At 69.3% G+C, this 17,278-nt stretch carries 14 protein-coding genes, 1 pseudogene and 2 CRISPR repeat arrays (1 of these 17 cut by a window edge); of the genes and pseudogenes, 5 read left to right on the forward strand and 10 right to left on the reverse strand.

Annotated features, from left to right (window positions below; translation table 11 throughout):
• The first annotated feature begins 119 nt into the window (after positions 1-119).
• Positions 120-1,148, forward strand: coding sequence for a DMT family transporter (locus ACIHCQ_RS10380; RefSeq protein ID WP_399659925.1), 1,029 nt, complete (start codon positions 120-122; stop codon positions 1,146-1,148).
• 77 nt (positions 1,149-1,225) lie between these two features.
• Here ACIHCQ_RS10380 and ACIHCQ_RS10385 read toward each other — a convergent pair whose 3' ends face one another.
• Entirely contained in the window at positions 1,226-2,221 is a 996-nt protein-coding gene (locus tag ACIHCQ_RS10385; RefSeq protein ID WP_399659928.1) for an ArsR/SmtB family transcription factor, read from the reverse strand.
• A gap of 55 nt (positions 2,222-2,276) precedes the next feature.
• Between ACIHCQ_RS10385 and ACIHCQ_RS10390 the strand changes: the two genes are divergently transcribed.
• The gene (locus ACIHCQ_RS10390) at positions 2,277-3,569 is read left to right on the forward strand and encodes an MFS transporter (RefSeq protein ID WP_399659931.1); all 1,293 of its coding nucleotides are present in this window, start codon (positions 2,277-2,279) and stop codon (positions 3,567-3,569) included.
• A 414-nt stretch (positions 3,570-3,983) separates the two neighbouring features.
• Here the strand turns inward: ACIHCQ_RS10390 and nirD are convergent, their stop codons facing one another.
• The 4 genes from nirD to ACIHCQ_RS10410 all read right to left on the reverse strand — a co-directional run bounded on the left by nirD (position 3,984) and on the right by ACIHCQ_RS10410 (position 9,750).
• Positions 3,984-4,346 carry a nitrite reductase small subunit NirD gene (gene nirD / locus ACIHCQ_RS10395; protein WP_399660059.1) on the reverse strand — a complete coding sequence of 121 codons (363 nt, stop codon included), beginning with the start codon at positions 4,344-4,346 and terminating at the stop codon, positions 3,984-3,986.
• A 2-nt stretch (positions 4,347-4,348) separates the two neighbouring features.
• Positions 4,349-6,940 (reverse strand): nitrite reductase large subunit NirB, encoded by a 2,592-nt coding sequence (nirB, locus tag ACIHCQ_RS10400; protein WP_399659933.1) that lies wholly within the window; start codon positions 6,938-6,940, stop codon positions 4,349-4,351.
• Position 6,941: 1 nt separating this feature from the next.
• A complete protein-coding gene (locus ACIHCQ_RS10405) occupies positions 6,942-8,120 on the reverse strand; it encodes an NAD(P)/FAD-dependent oxidoreductase (protein WP_399659936.1) in 1,179 nt (392 codons plus the stop codon).
• Between the two features lie 205 nt (positions 8,121-8,325).
• Positions 8,326-9,750 carry a GntP family permease gene (locus ACIHCQ_RS10410; RefSeq protein ID WP_399659939.1) on the reverse strand — a complete coding sequence of 475 codons (1,425 nt, stop codon included), beginning with the start codon at positions 9,748-9,750 and terminating at the stop codon, positions 8,326-8,328.
• A 269-nt stretch (positions 9,751-10,019) separates the two neighbouring features.
• On the opposite strand from ACIHCQ_RS10410, the pseudogene ACIHCQ_RS10415 reads away from it, so the two are divergent.
• Together ACIHCQ_RS10415 and ACIHCQ_RS10420 are read left to right on the forward strand one after the other, a co-directional pair.
• Positions 10,020-10,351 (forward strand): annotated as a pseudogene (locus ACIHCQ_RS10415) (GntR family transcriptional regulator); the annotation flags it as partial.
• Between the two features lie 33 nt (positions 10,352-10,384).
• A CRISPR array of direct repeats spans positions 10,385-10,907; the repeat unit is 28 nt; unit sequence GGACCATCCCCGCATGCGCGGGGAGCAG.
• 387 nt (positions 10,908-11,294) lie between these two features.
• A complete protein-coding gene (locus tag ACIHCQ_RS10420) occupies positions 11,295-11,723 on the forward strand; it encodes an NUDIX domain-containing protein (RefSeq protein WP_399659941.1) in 429 nt (142 codons plus the stop codon).
• Between the two features lie 72 nt (positions 11,724-11,795).
• Here ACIHCQ_RS10420 and ACIHCQ_RS10425 read toward each other — a convergent pair whose 3' ends face one another.
• The 3 genes from ACIHCQ_RS10425 to ACIHCQ_RS10435 all read right to left on the reverse strand — a co-directional run bounded on the left by ACIHCQ_RS10425 (position 11,796) and on the right by ACIHCQ_RS10435 (position 14,155).
• Entirely contained in the window at positions 11,796-12,287 is a 492-nt protein-coding gene (locus ACIHCQ_RS10425; protein WP_399659944.1) for a hypothetical protein, read from the reverse strand.
• A complete protein-coding gene (locus tag ACIHCQ_RS10430) occupies positions 12,284-12,781 on the reverse strand; it encodes a hypothetical protein (RefSeq protein ID WP_399659946.1) in 498 nt (165 codons plus the stop codon). Before ACIHCQ_RS10430 ends, ACIHCQ_RS10425 begins: the two co-directional genes overlap by 4 nt.
• A gap of 588 nt (positions 12,782-13,369) precedes the next feature.
• A complete protein-coding gene (locus ACIHCQ_RS10435) occupies positions 13,370-14,155 on the reverse strand; it encodes a sulfite exporter TauE/SafE family protein (RefSeq protein WP_399659948.1) in 786 nt (261 codons plus the stop codon).
• 221 nt (positions 14,156-14,376) lie between these two features.
• On the opposite strand from ACIHCQ_RS10435, the gene ACIHCQ_RS10440 reads away from it, so the two are divergent.
• Positions 14,377-15,138 carry a GntR family transcriptional regulator gene (locus ACIHCQ_RS10440; RefSeq protein WP_399659950.1) on the forward strand — a complete coding sequence of 254 codons (762 nt, stop codon included), beginning with the start codon at positions 14,377-14,379 and terminating at the stop codon, positions 15,136-15,138.
• Between the two features lie 382 nt (positions 15,139-15,520).
• Here the strand turns inward: ACIHCQ_RS10440 and ACIHCQ_RS10445 are convergent, their stop codons facing one another.
• Together ACIHCQ_RS10445 and ACIHCQ_RS10450 are read right to left on the reverse strand one after the other, a co-directional pair.
• A complete protein-coding gene (locus ACIHCQ_RS10445; RefSeq protein WP_399659953.1) occupies positions 15,521-15,736 on the reverse strand; it encodes a DUF397 domain-containing protein in 216 nt (71 codons plus the stop codon).
• A 2-nt stretch (positions 15,737-15,738) separates the two neighbouring features.
• Entirely contained in the window at positions 15,739-16,602 is an 864-nt protein-coding gene (locus ACIHCQ_RS10450) for a helix-turn-helix domain-containing protein (RefSeq protein ID WP_399659956.1), read from the reverse strand.
• Positions 16,603-16,682: 80 nt separating this feature from the next.
• Positions 16,683-17,278: direct repeats of the CRISPR family, unit length 29 nt; unit sequence GGGACCATCCCCGCATGCGCGGGGAGCAG; it runs 895 nt beyond the window's last position.

Genomic DNA, 17,278 nt, shown 5'->3' on the forward strand with positions numbered 1-17,278 from the left:
GCCAGTAGCGCGCCCAGCCGTCGCCGTCGCCGCTCTGTGCGCTCCGCGCGGTGTCCACCCGCCCATTGTCCCGCTCCAGCGTTCAAGACGGGCAGGGCCCGGTCCGCGAAGGTCGCCTCATGAGCACAGGCACAGGCACAGGCACAGGCACAGACGCGGGCCCAGGCATAGTCAGGGGCAAGGACAACCCGTACCTCCTGCTGACGGCCACCATGGTGCTGTGGGGCAGCGCCTTCAGCAGCTCGAAGGTGGTCGTGGAACAGGTGCCGCACGGCGTCGCGGCGCTGCTCCGCTTCGGCGGAGGCGCACTGGCCCTGCTGGTGGCACTGCGGCTATTCGGCAAACGGGACCGGACGGTGTCGGTACGCGACCGGGGGCGGGCCGCGCTCGCCGGGGTCCTCGGCGTCTTCGCGTACAACCTCTGCTTCTTCGGGGGTCTCGCGCTCGCGCCCTCCATGGACGGCAGCGTGATCATCCCGGTGATGAGCCCGGTGCTCACCACCGGCTTCCTGCTGGTCACCCGCCGGGAACAGGCGTCGCTCACGCGGATCGCGGGGCTGTGCCTGGGGGTGGCGGGCGCGGTGGTCTTCTTCCTGGGCGCGGGAGCGGAGGCGGCCTCCGGCGCGGGTTCGGCCCGGCTCGCCGGAGATCTGCTGTTCCTCCTCAGCGCCGTCTGCTGGGCCGCGTACACCCTGGCCGGCCCACGGGTCCTGGCGGGCATCGAACCGCTGCGCGCGACGACGTACGCGACGCTCGCCGGGGCGGTGTTGCTCGCCGGCTACGCCGCACCCGAACTCGGCGAGGTGCGCTGGGGCGAGCTGCCGACGGGGTTCTGGCTGCACGTCCTCTTCCTGGCTGTCGGCCCAGCCGCGGTGGCCAACCTCCTCTACTACCGGGGGGTCGGCGCGGTCGGACCTGCGTCCGCGTCCGTGATGATGTTCATGGTCCCGGTCTTCGGCACCTTCTGCGCCACGGTCTTCCTGGGCGAGTCCTTTGGCGCCGTCCAGACGGTGGGCGCGCTGATTCTCCTGGTGGGAGCGGTGCTGGCGGTGACACAGGGACGCCTGCCGGGCCGTCCGGGCCGTCCGGGGCGTCCGGGGCGCGCAAGTCACGGACCAGCAGGCCGGGTGCCGGGCCAGGGGCGATGACTTGCCCTTCCCTCCAGCGCGTTGCCAGTACTCGGCTGGGGCCGGTACGAGCCCGTCGGCGACCAGGCCCGCGCACGTCAGCTGCCGACCACCAGCGCCTCTCCCAAGCCCGTACGCGCATAGAGCACCACCCGCCCGGTGCGGTGCGCGCTCACCAGACCCGCCGCGTGCAGAGCCGTCAGATGCTGGGAGGCGCCGCCCGGCGAAAGCCCGGTGCGGCGCGCCAGATCCGTGGTGGAGGCAGGGGCCGCGAGTTCGGCCAGCAGCAGGGCGCGAGTGCGGCCCAGTACGCCGGCCAAGGCAGGGGAGTGCGGCCGGGGACGCTGCTCCCACAGGGTGCCGATGCCCTGCGGCGGGTAGCGCAGGGTGGGTTGCCCGTCCGCGCTGACGAAGCTGGAGAAGATCCGCGGCCAGACAAAAGCCGAGGGGACGAGCAACAGCCCTCGGCCGTCGAGCCGCTGTGCCCCACGGGTGCAACGGTGGGCCATCTGCAGGGCGCCCGACTCCCAGGTGAGCTGCGGGTCGAGGTCGTCGAGAAGGCGCCCGGCACCGCCTTCCGCGAAGTGCTTGGCCCGGTGCAGGATGTCGCCTTCGAACAGGGTGAGAATGCGGGGCCAGTACGGCGCGAGTGCCACCTCCCAGTACGCGGCGATCACCTCCGCCAGTCGGCTGAGCCCGCGCTCCGGGTCCTCGCGCAGCGCGGCGACACCCGCCTGGGCCCCCGGCGAGGTCGTACGCAGCAGATCGGGCGGCGTGGACCGCAGCGCCGCCAGCTCCACCTCCAGTGAGGGCTGCGGGGTGGTGGGAGGCGGCACGAGGAAGCCGGGGATGGAGACGGTGGGCACGGCGATCAGACAGAACAGCGGGGTGAGGTCCAGCTTCGCGGCCGCGAGCAACGGCCGTACCTGCTCGGCCCACCGGCGGTGCAAGCCCTGCTCGTCAGCGCCCTTGAGCACCCGCACGCTGGCCACGACCTCCCACAGCGGGGAGATGGCAAAGCGCGTACGTGCCACGTCCTCGGCGGAGAACACGATCTCCAGCGTGCCGCCTTCGGCCTGCCGCTCCTGCACCATTCAGCACAGGCTAAATCATTGGTACGGGATCTGGGCGCCTGGCACCGTACCGGCCATGCCGACAAAGAGCCCCTGGCGGGTACCCGACTTCCGCACGCTGTTCACCGCCACCGCGCTCAGTCAGCTGGCCACCAACATCGGCTATGTGGCCGTCCCGCTGATCGCCGTGTCCGCCCTCGATGCGGGCCCCGGCCAGGTCGGACTCCTGGCCACCTTGAGCACGGTCGCCTTCCTCCTGATCGGCCTGCCCGCCGGGGCCTGGGTGGACCGGATGCGCCATCGCCGGATACTGATCGCCGCGGACCTGGCACGGGCAGGCCTGTTCGCGTCGGTGCCGGTGGCCTGGTCGCTGGACGCCCTCACGTTCGGGCAGTTGTACACAGTCGTCCTGCTGAACGGCTGCGCCACGGTCTTCTTCGACGTGGGCTCCCAGAGCTTCTTGCCGCAACTGGTCGGCCGCGAAGGACTTCTGCAGGCGAATGCCGCGGTGGTGACCCTCCAGGCCGCGAGCAATGTGGCGGGCAGAGGCGCCGGCGGCGCACTCGTACAACTGCTTACGGCACCGGTGGCCGTGGTGGGCATGGGCGTGCTCTATCTCGCCTCGGCGCTACGGCTCCTTGGCATCCGCCCCGTACCGGCGCGCTCACCGGCCCCCGGGCAGCGACGGGCCCGGCTGGGAGCACAGATCGCGGAGGGGCTGCGGCACGTCCTCCGCAACAGCGAACTGCGTGCCCTGGCGCTCACCGCGACCCTCACCAATCTTGGCTCGCAGATCATGAACACTCTTCTGCCGATTCTGTTCACCCGCGAACTCGGACTGTCCGCAGGCATGCTGGGCCTGTACCTGGGGCTGGGCGGGGTCGGCATCTTCCTCGGCGCGCGGTGCGCCCGCCCCATCGCACGGCGCCTGGGCTACGGCCGCGCCCTCGGCCTCACCGGCCTCTGTGTGGCGCCGGCCGCGCTGGTCATCCCACTCATCGACCGGGGCCCGTGGTTCTGGCTGGCCGGTACGGGATGGCTGCTGGTCACCTTCAAGATGGGCCTCGACAACGTACTCGGCGTCAGCCTGCGTCAGCGCCTGACGCCCGATCCGCTCCTCGGCCGTATGAACGCCACCTTCCGCTTCATGCTCACCGGCGCGATCGCCATCGGCTCCGGCGTGGCGGGCTTGATTGGTGAACTCGCCGGAGTGCGCACGGCTCTGTGGGTGGGCGGTTGTTGCCTGACACTCGCCTTTCTGCCCGTCTTCCTCTCTCCGGTGCGCACCCGGCGCGAGCTGCCGCGGCAGACGGCCCCCGGTACGGCCGACTCCGGAAATACTCCAAGGGACCACCTGAGGCAGCGTTAGGTTCAGCGCCCGCGCTCACCCTGGGAGCGGGAGGACCGGCCACCGTCGTCGCCCCCGTATCCGACCGACGGCTGCACAGCGGTGGGCCCGCCCGCCGGGCAGATGTTCCACGACGCATGTGTGCAGCACGACTTCGGCTACCGCGACTACGGCGGCAGGGGGGCACCTGAAGCTCGAACCTACGGAGCCCCGCAGGGCGTGGATCGACGAGCGCTTCTGGCACGAGATGCGCAACATCCGCTTCGACCAGTACGGCGGGATCCTCCAACCAGGGTGCCTCGCCGGCGCGGAAATTATGTACAAGGGTGTGCGCGAGCACAGCCGCCGCCTCCGGCTACCGGAGGCGGCGGCTGTGCTCTCTGCCCAAGTGCGCCGGCTCGCTGCCTCGTACGCGCGAGGCCCGCTGACCGCCGGTCAGCTCAGCCGGACCTCGTACGCCGTCACCGACACCTCATCGTCGTCCAGGCATCGGCCCGTCTCCAGCTCGAAGCGCTGCTTGAGCAGCGGCGAGGCGACGAAGGGCCGGCCCCCGGACGAGCCGATCAACCCCCGCGACAGCACCGCCGCCCCCGTGAACGGGTCCCGGTTGTCGATCGCGTACGGCGTGCCCTCGCGGTCCAGGAACAGCGCGACCTGGCGGCCGTCCGGCAGCAGGGCCGCGACCCCGCGGCCCGGCGTGAGCTGCGACAGCGAGCAGAGGGCCAGCCAGTCTCCGTCCAGGCCGTCCACGCGAACCTGGACCTGGACCTGTGTATCCGTCGTCTGCTCAAGGGTCATCGTCATCGCGCGGCACTACCTTCCAGGACTTCTTCCAGCGTACGAATGGACAGCAGCGGCAGGTCCGGCTTGACCTGGTCGCGCTCGGGCACAAACTTCACCGTCGGGTCCGGGACATCCGGCGCGTTGACGAAGGAGACGAAGCGGCTCAGCCGCTCCGGGTCGTTGATGGTCTCGGCCCACTCGTCGCGGTAGCCCGCGACATGGTCCGCCATCAGGCCCTCCAGCTCCGCGCAGATGCCCAGCGAGTCATGGACGACCACATCCCGTACGTGGTCGAGGCCGCCCTCGACCCGCTCCAGCCACGTCGACGTGCGCTCAAGACGGTCGGCGGTACGGATGTAGAACATCAGGAACCGGTCGATGAGCCGCACCAGTTCCGCGTCCGACAGATCCTGCGCGAGCAGATCCGCGTGGCGCGGCGTCGCGCCGCCGTTCCCGCCGACGTACAGGTTCCAGCCGTTCGCGGTGGCGATGACGCCGAAGTCCTTGGACTGCGCCTCCGCGCACTCCCGCTGGCAGCCGGACACCGCCGACTTCAGCTTGTGCGGCGAGCGCAGGCCCCGGTAGCGCAGCTCCAGATCGATGGCCATCTTGACCGAGTCCTGCACGCCGTAGCGGCACCAGGTCTGCCCCACGCACGACTTGACCGTACGCAGCGCCTTTCCGTACGCGTGCCCCGACTCGAACCCCGCGTCGACCAGCCGCGCCCAGATCTGCGGAAGCTGGTCGACGCGCGCGCCGAACAGGTCGATCCGCTGGCCGCCCGTGATCTTCGTGTAGAGGCCGTAGTCCCGCGCCACCTCGCCGATCACGATCAGCTTCTCGGGAGTGATCTCGCCGCCCGGGATGCGCGGCACGATCGAGTACGAGCCGTTCTTCTGCATATTGGCGAGGAAGTGGTCGTTGGTGTCCTGGAGCGCGGCCTGCTCGCCGTCCAGGACATAGCCGTCCGCGCCGATCGTCGGGGCGAGCGAGGCGATGATCGAGCCGACGGTCGGCTTGCAGATCTCGCAGCCGTTGCCGCCGCGGGCCGCCTCCCGGCCGTGCCGGTCCAGGATCTCCTGGTAGGAGGTGAGGCGGAGGCTGCGCACGATCTCGTACAGCTCCTGGCGGGTCTGCCCAAAGCAGCCGCACAGGCCCTTGTCGACCTCGACGCCCGACGCCTCCAGCTCGGCGTTGACCAGCTGGCCCAGGACCTTGACGCAACTGCCGCAGCCCGTGCCCGCCTTGGTGCACTTCTTCACCTCCGGCACCGTCGAGCAGGAGTGCTCGGTGACCGCGCCGCGGATCGTGCCCTTGGTGACGTTGTGGCAGGAGCAGATGACCGCGCTGTCCGGCAGCGAGGAGGGGCCGAGCGCGACCGGCGCGCCGAGCCCCTCGGGCAGCACCAGTTGCTCCGGCGAGACCGGCAGGATCGAGCCGGTGAGCGGGCGCAGCATGCCGTACTGGTCCGCGTCGCCGACCAGCACACCGCCGAGCAGCTGGCCCTCGCTGCCGATGACGAGCTTCTTGTAGACGCCGGAGCGGGAGTCGGAGTAGACGACGTCGAGGCAGCCGTCGGCCGCGCCGTGCGCGTCACCGAAGGAGGCGACGTCGACACCGAGCAGCTTCAGCTTGGTCGACATGTCGGCACCGGTGAAGGTCTTGACCTCACCTTCAAGCGTGGCCGCGGCCGTCTCGGCCATCTCGTAGCCGGGCGCGACCAGTCCGTATACCTTCCCGTCCGACGCCAGCGCGCACTCGCCGATCGCGAACACCGCCGGGTCGGACGTACGGCACTGCTCGTCCACGACGATGCCGCCGCGCGGCCCCACATCGAGGCCCGTGTCGCGGGCGAGCTGGTCCCGGGGCCGTACGCCCGCCGAGAAGACGACCAGGTCGGTGGCGAGCACCGAACCGTCCGACAGGGCCATGCCGTTGACGGCCCCCGACTCGTCCACGGTGACTTCCTGGGTGCCGGTGCCCGTGTGGACGCTCAGCCCCATGCGCTCGATGGTGCGCAGCAGCGCGGCGCCACCGCCGTCGTCCACCTGCACCGGCATCAGCCGGGGCGCGAACTCCACGACGTGCGTCTTCAGGCCGAGGCCCTGGAGCGCACCCGCGGCCTCCAGGCCGAGCAGTCCGCCGCCGACGACCGCGCCGGTCGTCGCCGTCTTCGCGTACTCCTCGATCGCGAGCAGGTCCTCGATCGTGCGGTAGACGAAGCAGCCCTCGGCGTCCTTGTTGGGCACCGGCGGTACGAAGGGGTACGAGCCGGTGGCCAGCACCAGCGTGTCGTACGTGAAGGTCCGCCCGGCGCGCGAGGTGACCGTGCGGGACTCGCGGTCGATGGTCTCGGCCGGGTCGTCAAGGTGCAGCTCGATGCCGTGGCGCTCGATGAAGTCGCCCTCGACCAGGGAGAGATCGTCCGGGGTGCGGCCGGAGAAGTACGAGGTCAGCTGAACCCGGTCGTACGCGGCGCGAGGCTCCTCGCACAGCACGACGATCCGCGCCCGCCCGGTGACCCCGCGCTCGGCGAGGGCCTCCAGGAATCGCTGGCCGACCATGCCGTGGCCGACGACCACGATTGTGGGGGTGGACATCGCAGCCATGTCAGAGGCCTCCATCGTTGGTGAGCAGGTGGAGCAGTGGCACGGATTCGGGGATGGCTTCGTCGCCCTCCCAGGCCCGGGCGAGCGCGCCGACAGCGGCGAGATCCCCGAGCAGTACCCCGCCGACGAGCCGGTCTCCGCGGACGACGACCTTGCGGTACGCGCCGCGGGTGGCGTCGGCGAGCTGGATCACGTCGTCCCCGGGGCGGGGGGTCGGATCGCCGAAAGCGGCGAGATCGAGCGGGCCGGAGCCGGCGAGGGTGAGGCGGGTCAGGGCGCGGGTGCCGGTGTAGCGGGCGGCCGTCCCTGTCAGTACGGAAGCGAGGACCTCGGCCTGTTCCAGCGCCGGGCCCGCCAGGCCCTGGACGATGCCCGCGTGTTCCGCGCAGTCGCCGATGGCGTGGATGTACGGGTCCGAGGTGCGCAGCTCGTCGTCGACGACGATGCCCTTGCGGACGTCGAGACCGGCGTCCAGCGCGAGCGTGGCCCGGGGACGTACGCCGCACGCGAGGACGACGACATCGGCGTCCAGTACGTACCCGTCGGCGAGCTCGACATTCGTACCGCGCAGGCCCCTGACCCGGCACTCCGTGTGGATCTCCACACCCAGGGATTCGAGGTGCCGGCGCAGCAGGTCCGATGCGGCGACGTCGAGCTGGCGCTCCATGATGTGCTCGCCCTGCTGGGCGAGCACCACCTTCGCGCCACGTTCGGCCAGCGCGCGGGCCGCCGAGACGCCGAGCAGCCCGCCGCCGACGACGACCGCGCGGGTCCCGGGGCGTACGGCCGCGGACAGTGCCGCGCAGTCGTCCAGGGTGCGGAAGGGATGCACCCCTTCGGGGAGCCCGCGGGTGATTCCGCGGAGCGGCGGCAGCACCGGGTTGGAGCCGGTGGCGAGCACCAGCCGGTCGTACGCGACCGAGGTGCCGTCGGCGCAGTGCACCAGCCGCCGGTCGCGGTCGATGGAGGTCGCCCGTACCCCGAGGCGTACGGGCACCTCGGGCAGGGCGATCACCTCGGGGCCGTACCGCCCGGCGAGGACCTCCGCGAGCAGCACCCTGTTGTACGGGGCGTGCGGCTCCTCGCCGAGAACGGTGACGGGCATGCCCGCAGCGCCGAGCCGGCGCGCCAGCTGTGCGCCCGCCGTCCCGCCGCCGATCACCACGATCTCTGAAGCCATGACAAGAGAGTGCGTCGTCGGTGTTACCCGGCAGGTTCGCCTCTGTTTCCCGCGAGGAACGCTGCCCTCACGCGCCGGGGGCCTCGCTGTGAGGGATGTGTGCCTGTGAGGGCACTGCCGGGACACGGCGAAGGGCGCGGGTCCGTCTGAGACGGAGCCCGCGCCCCTTTTGCTTTGGCTGTGACCGGACGTAACACGGAACCCGTCAAACGACGGCCCACAGACCGAGGGCGATGAGGAACGCCGATACGCCGAGTGTCGTCTCCATGACGGTCCACGTCTTCAGCGTCGTCTTCTCGTCCATCCCGAAGAACCTGCTGACCAGCCAGAAGCCAGAGTCGTTGACGTGAGAGAGGACCGTGGCACCCGCGGCGATGGCGACGACCAGCAGGGCGATCTGGAAGTCACCCAGGTCGGCTTCCGCGACAGAGGTCGCGATCAGGCCGGAGGCGGTGGTCAGGGCCACCGTCGCCGAGCCCTGGGCGACCCGCAGGAGAGTGGCGATGATGAAGGCCTGGACGATCAGCGGCATGCCGAGGTCGGAGAGCGATCCGCTCAGCGCGGCGCCGATGCCGCTGAATTTCAGGACACCGCCGAACATGCCACCGGCACCGGTGATCAGGATGATCGAGCAGATGGGCCCGAGCGCGTCGTCGAGGGTCTTGGTGACCTGGGACATCGAGGACGCGCGGGGGTATCCGAGGAAGGCGATCGCGGCGATGACAGTGATCAGCAGGGCCACGGGTGTGTTGCCCAGGAGGCGCAGGAATTCGACCCAGCCCTGACCCTCGTCGAGGGCGCCGGCGGTGACGAGCGTGTTCAGGACGGTGTTGAACGAGATGAGGACGAGCGGCACGAGCAGCAGGAGGAGCACGGTGCTGAAGGCCGGCGGCTTCCGATCGCCCTCGCCCTTGTCCTTCTTGTCCTTGTCCTTGGCGCCGTTTCCGAGGGCGTCCTTGACCTCACCGAAGAGAGCGTCCGGCACGGGCACATGGATACGGGCCCCGAGGAAGCGGGAGACCGGCATGACGCCGACGTACCAGGCGACCACGGCGATGGGAATGCCCACGACCATGGTGACGCCGATGTTGCCGCCGAGAACCTCGGCTGCGGCGACCGGCCCGGGGTGCGGTGGGACTATGGCGTGCATGGCGGCGAAGGCTCCGGCCGCAGGCAGGGCGTAGAGCAGTACGGAGCCGCCGAAGCGGCGGGCCACCGTGAGGATGATCGGCAGGAAGACGACCAGACCGGCGTCGAAGAAGATCGGAAGCCCGAAGAGCAGCGCCGCCACCCCGAGCGCGAGCGGTGCTCTCTTCTCTCCGAACCGGCCGATCAGCGTGTCGGCCAGCACCTGGGCGCCGCCGGAGAGCTCCAGCAGCCTGCCGAGCATCACACCGAAGGCGACCAGCAGCGCGACGGAGCCGATCGTGTCCCCGAAGCCGAACTTCAGGACGTTGGGGATGTCGGCGAGCGGAAAGCCGACGGCGACCGCTGTGACCACGCTCACGAGGACGAGCGACACGAAGGCGTGGAGCTTGACCTTCATGATCAGGAACAGCAGCAGGGCGACGGCACCCGCGGCGATCAGCAGCAGCGTGGCGGTGCCGTATGCCGGCTCAATTGCTTCCATGAGAACACTCCATTGAATTCTCCAGACCTTCGGTGTGCGGGCCGGGTCGGAACCTGCCGGTGAGGGCGGTGGCCGCCGCCGCGGTGATGACGTTGAGCCACGGCTTCCGGTCGCTGTCGTCGTAGACGCGTCGATGCCGCAGCACACTCAAACCCATAGGTGCGACGTATTCAAGACCTGGGGGCTTAAAAGTCATACTTAATGGAGTGGAAGTGAACACATGTACGATCAATCCGTACGGGGAGCGCGGGTGGAAACCCGGAGGATCGATGACCAGCGAGGGGCGGGGCTGCACGTGCGGCTGCTCGCCTGCCTGGGGCCGAGAGGTCGAGCAGCGCTTCGCGGTCAGGGTCCTGGAGTCGATGCGCCTGGCGGAGTCCCGGTGCCGCGTCGGTGTGACGGTGCGGTCCGCGGAGGAGTGGAATGTCTACGATCCGCAGATCATCCGCTGACGGCTCGCGGGCTCCGACCGGCTGCGCTCGGCGGTCGAACCGGTCGACCGGTCGCGGCGGGACTGGCGGCCCGGCTGGCGACGCCACAGCAGTGCGCCGAACTGACCGGGCACGCGCTGGGCATGGTTGCCACTTCACGCGGGCGGCAGGGAAACGACGCCCCGGCCGCGGGCACCCTCGATGGGACCATCCCCGCATGCGCGGGGAGCAGATCCCGCTTCAGAACCGGATCAACCAAACCGTTGGGCCATCCCCGCATGCGCGGGGAGGGGGAGCAGGAGTACTTCGAGGGAGATGCCGACCCCGAGGCGGGACCATCCCCGCATGCGCGGGGAGCAGCCCCCAAACGCACGCTGCACGGACCCGCCGCCCGGACCATCCCCGCATGCGCGGGGAGCAGGACTGATTGCCCGCAGGCATATGGAAGGCCTGGGGACCATCCCCGCATGCGCGGGGAGCAGGCCGGGATGTCCGGGGTGACGAGGCCGTGGTGGGGACCATCCCCGCATGCGCGGGGAGCAGAACCCGATCTACCGGGCCAAGGTGCTGGGCGAGGGACCATCCCCGCATGCGCGGGGAGCAGGCCTTGCCCGCTCGGATTACCCGGCACGGGAAGGGACCATCCCCGCATGCGCGGGGAGCAGGGGGTGGTGGCCTGCTCATGGTCCGCCACACTGGGACCATCCCCGCATGCGCGGGGAGCAGACTGAGCGACCTGCGATTTTACCGCTGGGTTGCACGCTTTTCGAGCACTTTCGTTGATTCCGGCAAATAGGGCGAAAGGGGCATGTCTTGGCCTCGGTGGATTGTGTGACTCGGGTCGGGGCCATCGCAGAAACCGGGACGCATCGGCAGAGCTGAAGTAGACATGGGTTCCTGCGCTTGGCGCGGCACTGTGTGATTTGCCTGTATGTATACCTTCTGGACGCGCGGGATCAGGCCTGACCGGGCAGCCCGGTCGCGGTCTGGTGGAAGGTCATCGGATGGCGGAGACACACGGGCTCCGGGTCCCCGGTGGAGGTCACCACCCTTCGGACGGCGCGCTCACCGGTGTGCTCCTGGGACGGGACGGGCAGGCGATAGCGTCGCCGGGTGCATACGCGAGTGACGGGCATCGTCATCGAAGGCGGTCAGATCCTGATGCTGGACCAGGACACCGATGAGTCGCGGTCCTGGAGTCTGCCGGGCGGCAAGGTGGAGGACGGCGAGTCTCTGGACGAGGCTCTGGTGCGGGAGATGCGGGAGGAGACCGGTCTCGACGTCGAGGTCGGCCGCCTGCTGTACGTGTGCGACCACATGAAAGCGCACGTCGTCCACATCACCTTCGAGGCCCGCCGGATCGGCGGGCAGATCGGGGCCGTCACGGAGGGTGCGGACACGCGCCCGATCCGGAAGGTCGCGTTCGTGGCGCTCGGCGACCTGCCCAGCCTGGGGTTCAGCGAGAGGTTCGTGAAGCTGTGCCGGGACAGTTTTCCCGGCGCGGGCTCCTACCTGGGTCCCAAGTCCGCCATTGGACTATGAGCTGGCCTGGGGCGCGGTGGGCGCGGTGCCCAAGGGGTCAGTCGGGGAGACACTACCTGGCCCCGCACCGGATCATGAGCGCCCCTCCCGTCCTACGGAGAGGTCGACCGAGGCGACCACGCCGGGCCCGGCGGGGAGTGCGAGGTACCCGCAGGTGTGGGATCGGGTCCGTACCGCCTCGACCTCACCGGGATGGGTGCCATCGATGCGGCGGCCTCGCAGGCCGATCACGCTCACTGTGGCGCGGCCCGCATCAAGCGTGGTCGTCACGATGATGTGGTGAGAGCGGATCACCCGGAGCGTGTGGACTACCAGGTGCTCGGCGAGTTCTCCGAGAGTGCCCGCCCCGTCCGGACTGACGCCCCAAAGCCCGAACGTAACGCCCACGTTGAAGCCGACCCGGCTCGGCGTCGCCTCGTCAAAAGCCGGATACGCCAGCGTGCGGCTCTCTCCCTGACTCTCTGGACGTACGGCGGCGAGCTCGGCGAGTGAGGAACCGGCCCGCACGCGGTACAGCCCCAGCCGTTCCGCGATGCCGGGGGGTAACGCATCCCAGTCCGTCACTGACATGCACTTCTGCCCGCCTGATCGCTGTCCGAGGCCGCCGTCCGGCGCAGGGCGCCCCGCAATCCAGCGGCGTCCATCAGGACCGTGATCGCGCCTGGCGGCTGTACCCAGTGCCCGATCCGGAGCTGCCGACCGCCTGGCTTGGAGGCGGCCAGCCAGCTGCCTTTGCCCAGTGCGGTGGTCTCGGGCTCATCCCACTCCCCTGCTGTCCCGGCGGGGGTGAAGACGTACGTGCGGCCGGTCGTCAGATCGGCCAGCACTGGGGTGTGCGCCCACGCGAGCGGTCCCATGTCCGCCCAGACCGCGTGCAGTCGCCAGTACGGCATGGACACCACGTCCCAGCGCCTCCCGGCGGGCAGGAGAGCGACTTCCAGTTCGTGGGCCCACTCCCGCCACACCTGATCCGGATGGGGATGGGCGGCGGCAGCCCAGACCGCGCCGCGGTTCGCTGTCTCCAACTCGCCCATCACGACCCCCAGTTCGCGGGACACGAGCTGCACACCCGTACCGGCCATCCCAGACGGCCCGCGCCCTCGGAAGCGGTGTACGCGTAACCCCCGGGCCGCAATCCGCCCGGGGCGCCGCAGCGGGCACACCGCTCGCCGCGTAACTGGGCGCGCTGATGGCTGGTCATCGTGAGCGGGTCCAGGGTCGTGGCGCGTACATCGGTCTGCGCTGAGGACTGCATATTGAGCTCCGTCATCTCGGCCCGGCGATCAACAGTGCGCCACTTGGCCGCTACATCGCGTAGTGAAGTCCTGTTTAGAGTGCTCTGTGCAATCCCATGGTGCAAGACCATTCGTCAATCCTCGCTCGAACGAGGGACTTGCCGAGAAGAAATGGCGGCATGACTAACGCCGCGGAGGCGGAGATTCCTGCTTCCTCGCGTGCGGGGATGGTCACGCGCGGACCGTGATGCGCGAGTGGCTGGCCGCTTGCTCCCCACCCCCGCGGGGATGGTCCCAGCACCTACGATCAGCAGTTTGGTGTGCAGGCGCTTATTGCAGGCCGATCGTCGGGGGCCGTGCTGGAACGGGAGAGGCGGCCGGGCGTGGGTGAAGTGGATCCCACTCAGTCAGTTAAGCGGTCCACTGGTCGAACGCCAGCTTCGCAACCAGTGAGAAGACGACGACCAGCAGCACTCCGCGGACGAACTCGCTGCCCTTCCGGAGCGCCATCTGCGCCCCGAACAGGCCTCCCGCCAGGTTGAACACCGCCATCAGCGCGGCCAGCTGCCACATCACCGTGCCCTGGTACGCGAACATTGCGAGCGCCCCCGCGTTGGTGCAGACGTTCACGATCTTGGCGGTGGCGGAAGCGGTCACGAGGTCCAGATGAAGTACGGCGGTGAGGGCGAGCACCAGGAAGGTGCCGGTGCCGGGCCCGAACAATCCGTCGTAGAAGCCGATCCCGCCGCCGACGAGGACGATCGCGACGACGGTCCGGGCGCGGGTAATGGGCCCCTTCGCCGCGCCCACAGCGGTCCCGAAGGAAGGCCGCAGCATCACAAAGGCAGCGACGCCGAGCAGCACCACCATGATCACGGGTCGCAGCACGTCACTGCTGATCCCAGCCGCGAAGAACGCGCCGCCCATCGACCCGGCAAGCGCGACAAGCCCGATCCGTACCGCCGTCTTCACCTGCACGGGAGCCTTGCGCACATACGTGACGGCGGCGCCGGAGGTGCCCACGATGGCCACCAACTTGTTGGTGCCGAGGATCTGCGCGGCCGGCACCTGCGGCAGGCCGAGCAGCATGGCGGGTAGAAGCAGCAGCCCGCCGCCGCCCACCACGGCGTCGATCCAGCCGGCCGCGGCGGCGGCGAGGCAGAGAAAGACGATCACGGTCAGCGATATGTCGGGCATGATCGCGACCCTACTTGAGCGCGTCTTGCCCCAGGCGTCAGCGATGTCTGGGCCACCACACGAGCGCACGGCCCCGCAGCGTAAGCGTGCGCCTCGGGCGGCCCGTCGTTCGTGGCCTTGCAACTGGCGACCGTGCGGTGTGACCTAGGACACGAGAGGATCGGAACAACCTAGGTCATTTGCCAATGACCCTAGGACGCCGTCCGTGTAGGAGCACCGCTATGACAGAAGCCAAAGACAAGGGCGTCCAGCTGCCTTACATGCAGCTCGCCGTGCGTATCCGTCGACGCATCCTGGACGGCGAACTCACCGAGGGCAGCAGGCTCCCCCACCAGCGCGACTTGGCGCACGCCGAAGGCGTCGCCGTCGCCACCCTCGGCCGAGCTCTCGACCAGCTCCAAGTCGAGGGGTATATCCGCACCTCCCAGCGCGGAACTTTCGTTGCCAATGCCCCGGCGATTGCCGCCTCGGGTTACGACCGCATCACCCGCGTCCTGCGCACTGGGTCCGTGCTCGGTGAAGGCGAGACGGTAATCGTCACGAGCGCCGAGTTGGGCGTACCACCGCTGTACGTTGCCGAGATCTTCGGCCTGGACGACGGTGACCAGGTGGTGCGCCGTCAGTGGCACACCGGGCGGGGTGACCAGCGTCTGATGCTCGCGGTGACCTGGTACCCGCCGGAGTTCGCCGCCTCGGTGCCGGAGTTGCTGTCCACATCGCCCAGCAAGGCGGCCGGTCTGCTGCCGCGGATTCAGGAGGCCACCGGCCGCCGGGTTGCCGAGGGACGCGACGATATCCACGCCCGGGACGCTGATGCCCGCGAGGCAAACTTCCTTGGCGTGAAGGTTGGTACGCCCATTACTGCCGGTGCACACCGTCTCTGGGACGACCTGGGGGTTATCGAGTACGGCGAATGGTGCCTGCCGTACCGACTGGTCATCGGCTACCAGTACAAGTTGGAGGCATCACCCGATCAGACCTGATCCAGTGCGTTCAAGTACGGCAACACCGCCCGTACCCACCGGTGGCCTGACTTCCCGGGGCCACCAAGGCGCGGCGGCACGCCGAAGAGTGGGGAGAAATATCCTGCGCCAGGCGTACATGCGACACTGAGCCGACCGACGCCGAGTTGGCGTGGGCATGACCGTGACCCGGGCGACGCTGTCCGGAAGTGGCTCGCGGACTTCCGAACCGAACCTGCTCGGAAGACCGCCGCCGCCCTCCCCGCACAGCGGGGTGCACACGACCGCACGGCGGACGAGGCACCCGGCCCTTGTGCGGACCCGCAGGCTTCACGGAGCCGCACGCGACGAAGGGCCGCCGTCTTGGGCGGCCCTTTCTTGCGTACTGGAGCGGCAAGGAAGGCTAGAGCTCGTGGGCCCGTACCGCGTTGACGAGAGCGGTAAATGCGCCGGTTGGCACGACGAGACCGGGCCGACTGATGTCCTTGGAGTCACGCACGGCTAGCCAACTCTCCAGCACTCGCGCGACCTCTACGCATGCGCCCTGTTCGCTGCTGGCGGTCGCTTTGGACCAGGACAGTTCCGCAGGGTCGAAGGGAGGCCGGGTGAGGTGGTTCATGATCAGTTCTCCTCAGCGGCGAGGTTGTCCAGGAGCGCCGCAGTCTCTTCGGGATCGAGCGCGCCCGCCCGGAGGCGGTCGAGGGTGTGGACGAGGGATCGAATCTGTTTGTCCTTCTCCAGAAAAGCGTTCCCCGCTGGGCTGTCCACGTAGCCGATCCGGGGATCCAAGGGGCCGAACTCCAGCAGGCTGAATGACCCCCGCAGGCCCGGGTGTACGTCCTTGCTCGCTGGATACACCTGAATTGTGATGTTCGGCTGTTGGGCCGCGCTGGCCAGTGCTTTCAGCTGGTCACGCATGACAGGCCGACCGCCAATGTTGCGACGAAGGACGGATTCATCGATCACTGCCCAGACCTCCAGCGGCGAAGGCGAGGCGACGAGGCGTCGTTGGCGCTGCATGCGCACTTCTACCAGGCGGTCCACTTCATTGGGGGAGCTGAAGGGGAAGACGGCGTGCACTGCACGAGCGTAGTCCGCAGTCTGTAGCAGGCCCGGGATGAACCCCAGTTCCCAGGTCTGGACGGCGCGAGCGTCGTACTCCAGGCCCACATACACGCCAAGCCCGCTCGGTAGCACCTCTTCGTACTCGGCCTGCTCCCACCAGCCGACTTCGGCCGCGGTTTTGTGGATATCGAGGATCTTGGACCGCTCGGCATCGTCGGTGACGCTGTAGAGATCGAGCAAGCCGCGGATCTCCATCGCCTTGGCGAGCCCCTGCCCAGTTTCCAGGCGGCTGATCTTGGAGGTTGAGCACTCCAGGTGCGTGGCTGCGGCTGCTTGGTCAAGTCCCGCGCGCTCACGTAGCCGACGCAGTTCCCCGCCCAGGCGGCGCCGCCGGACAGTGGGCCCGCTTGGGTCGCTCATCCGTCAACCTCCCCGCCTTCGTCGTGGGTTTGCCGATTGCAGGTCTGTCTCATCGTCCGACAAGGCCGTTCTCCGCCTCCGGGACCACCCCCGCATGCGTGGGGAGCGGTGGTCCTGACGAGGGGCTCGAGGTTGGGCATGGGATCATCCCCGCGGGTGCGGGGAGCAGCCAGCGTAGCGGCCCTGATAGGTGTCAGCGCTGGACCATCCCCGCATGCGCGGGGAGCAGGTGTAGATGGGGGTTGCGGGAATCTGGTCAGGGGGACCATCCCCTCATGCGCGGGGAGCAGTCCGTGGACATCAGCCCGCTGGTGGCCGGCTCGGGACCATCCCCGCATGCGCGGGGAGCAGACGGGCCAGTGGATGGTCAGCTACGTCTACTGGGGACCATCCCCGCATGCGCGGGGAGCAGGCCATCAAGGACGTGAAGACGGCCACCGGCAGGGGACCATCCCCGCATGCGCGGGGAGCAGGCCATCAAGGACGTGAAGACGGCCACCGGCAGGGGACCATCCCCGCATGCGCGGGGAGCAGGCGTTGAGTTCGCACCGGTTGATCACCAGACCGGGACCATCCCCGCATGCGCGGGGAGCAGGCGGCGGCAGTTGACGGGACGGGACCGGGGCGAGGACCATCCCCGCATGCGCGGGGAGCAGCGCACCGGGTACCCCTACAT

This window comes from Streptomyces sp. NPDC052236 (genome assembly GCF_044548015.1).
Taxonomy (GTDB): domain Bacteria; phylum Actinomycetota; class Actinomycetes; order Streptomycetales; family Streptomycetaceae; genus Streptomyces.

Coding starts and splice junctions, on each gene's coding strand:
- ACIHCQ_RS10380 (WP_399659925.1), top strand. CDS start 120: ATGAGCACAGGCACAGGCACAGGCACAGGCACAGACGCGGGCCCAGGC.
- ACIHCQ_RS10385 (WP_399659928.1), bottom strand. CDS start 2,221: ATGGTGCAGGAGCGGCAGGCCGAAGGCGGCACGCTGGAGATCGTGTTC.
- ACIHCQ_RS10390 (WP_399659931.1), top strand. CDS start 2,277: ATGCCGACAAAGAGCCCCTGGCGGGTACCCGACTTCCGCACGCTGTTC.
- nirD (WP_399660059.1), bottom strand. CDS start 4,346: ATGACCCTTGAGCAGACGACGGATACACAGGTCCAGGTCCAGGTTCGC.
- nirB (WP_399659933.1), bottom strand. CDS start 6,940: ATGGCTGCGATGTCCACCCCCACAATCGTGGTCGTCGGCCACGGCATG.
- ACIHCQ_RS10405 (WP_399659936.1), bottom strand. CDS start 8,120: ATGGCTTCAGAGATCGTGGTGATCGGCGGCGGGACGGCGGGCGCACAG.
- ACIHCQ_RS10410 (WP_399659939.1), bottom strand. CDS start 9,750: ATGGAAGCAATTGAGCCGGCATACGGCACCGCCACGCTGCTGCTGATC.
- ACIHCQ_RS10435 (WP_399659948.1), bottom strand. CDS start 14,155: ATGCCCGACATATCGCTGACCGTGATCGTCTTTCTCTGCCTCGCCGCC.
- ACIHCQ_RS10440 (WP_399659950.1), top strand. CDS start 14,377: ATGACAGAAGCCAAAGACAAGGGCGTCCAGCTGCCTTACATGCAGCTC.
- ACIHCQ_RS10445 (WP_399659953.1), bottom strand. CDS start 15,736: ATGAACCACCTCACCCGGCCTCCCTTCGACCCTGCGGAACTGTCCTGG.
- ACIHCQ_RS10450 (WP_399659956.1), bottom strand. CDS start 16,602: ATGAGCGACCCAAGCGGGCCCACTGTCCGGCGGCGCCGCCTGGGCGGG.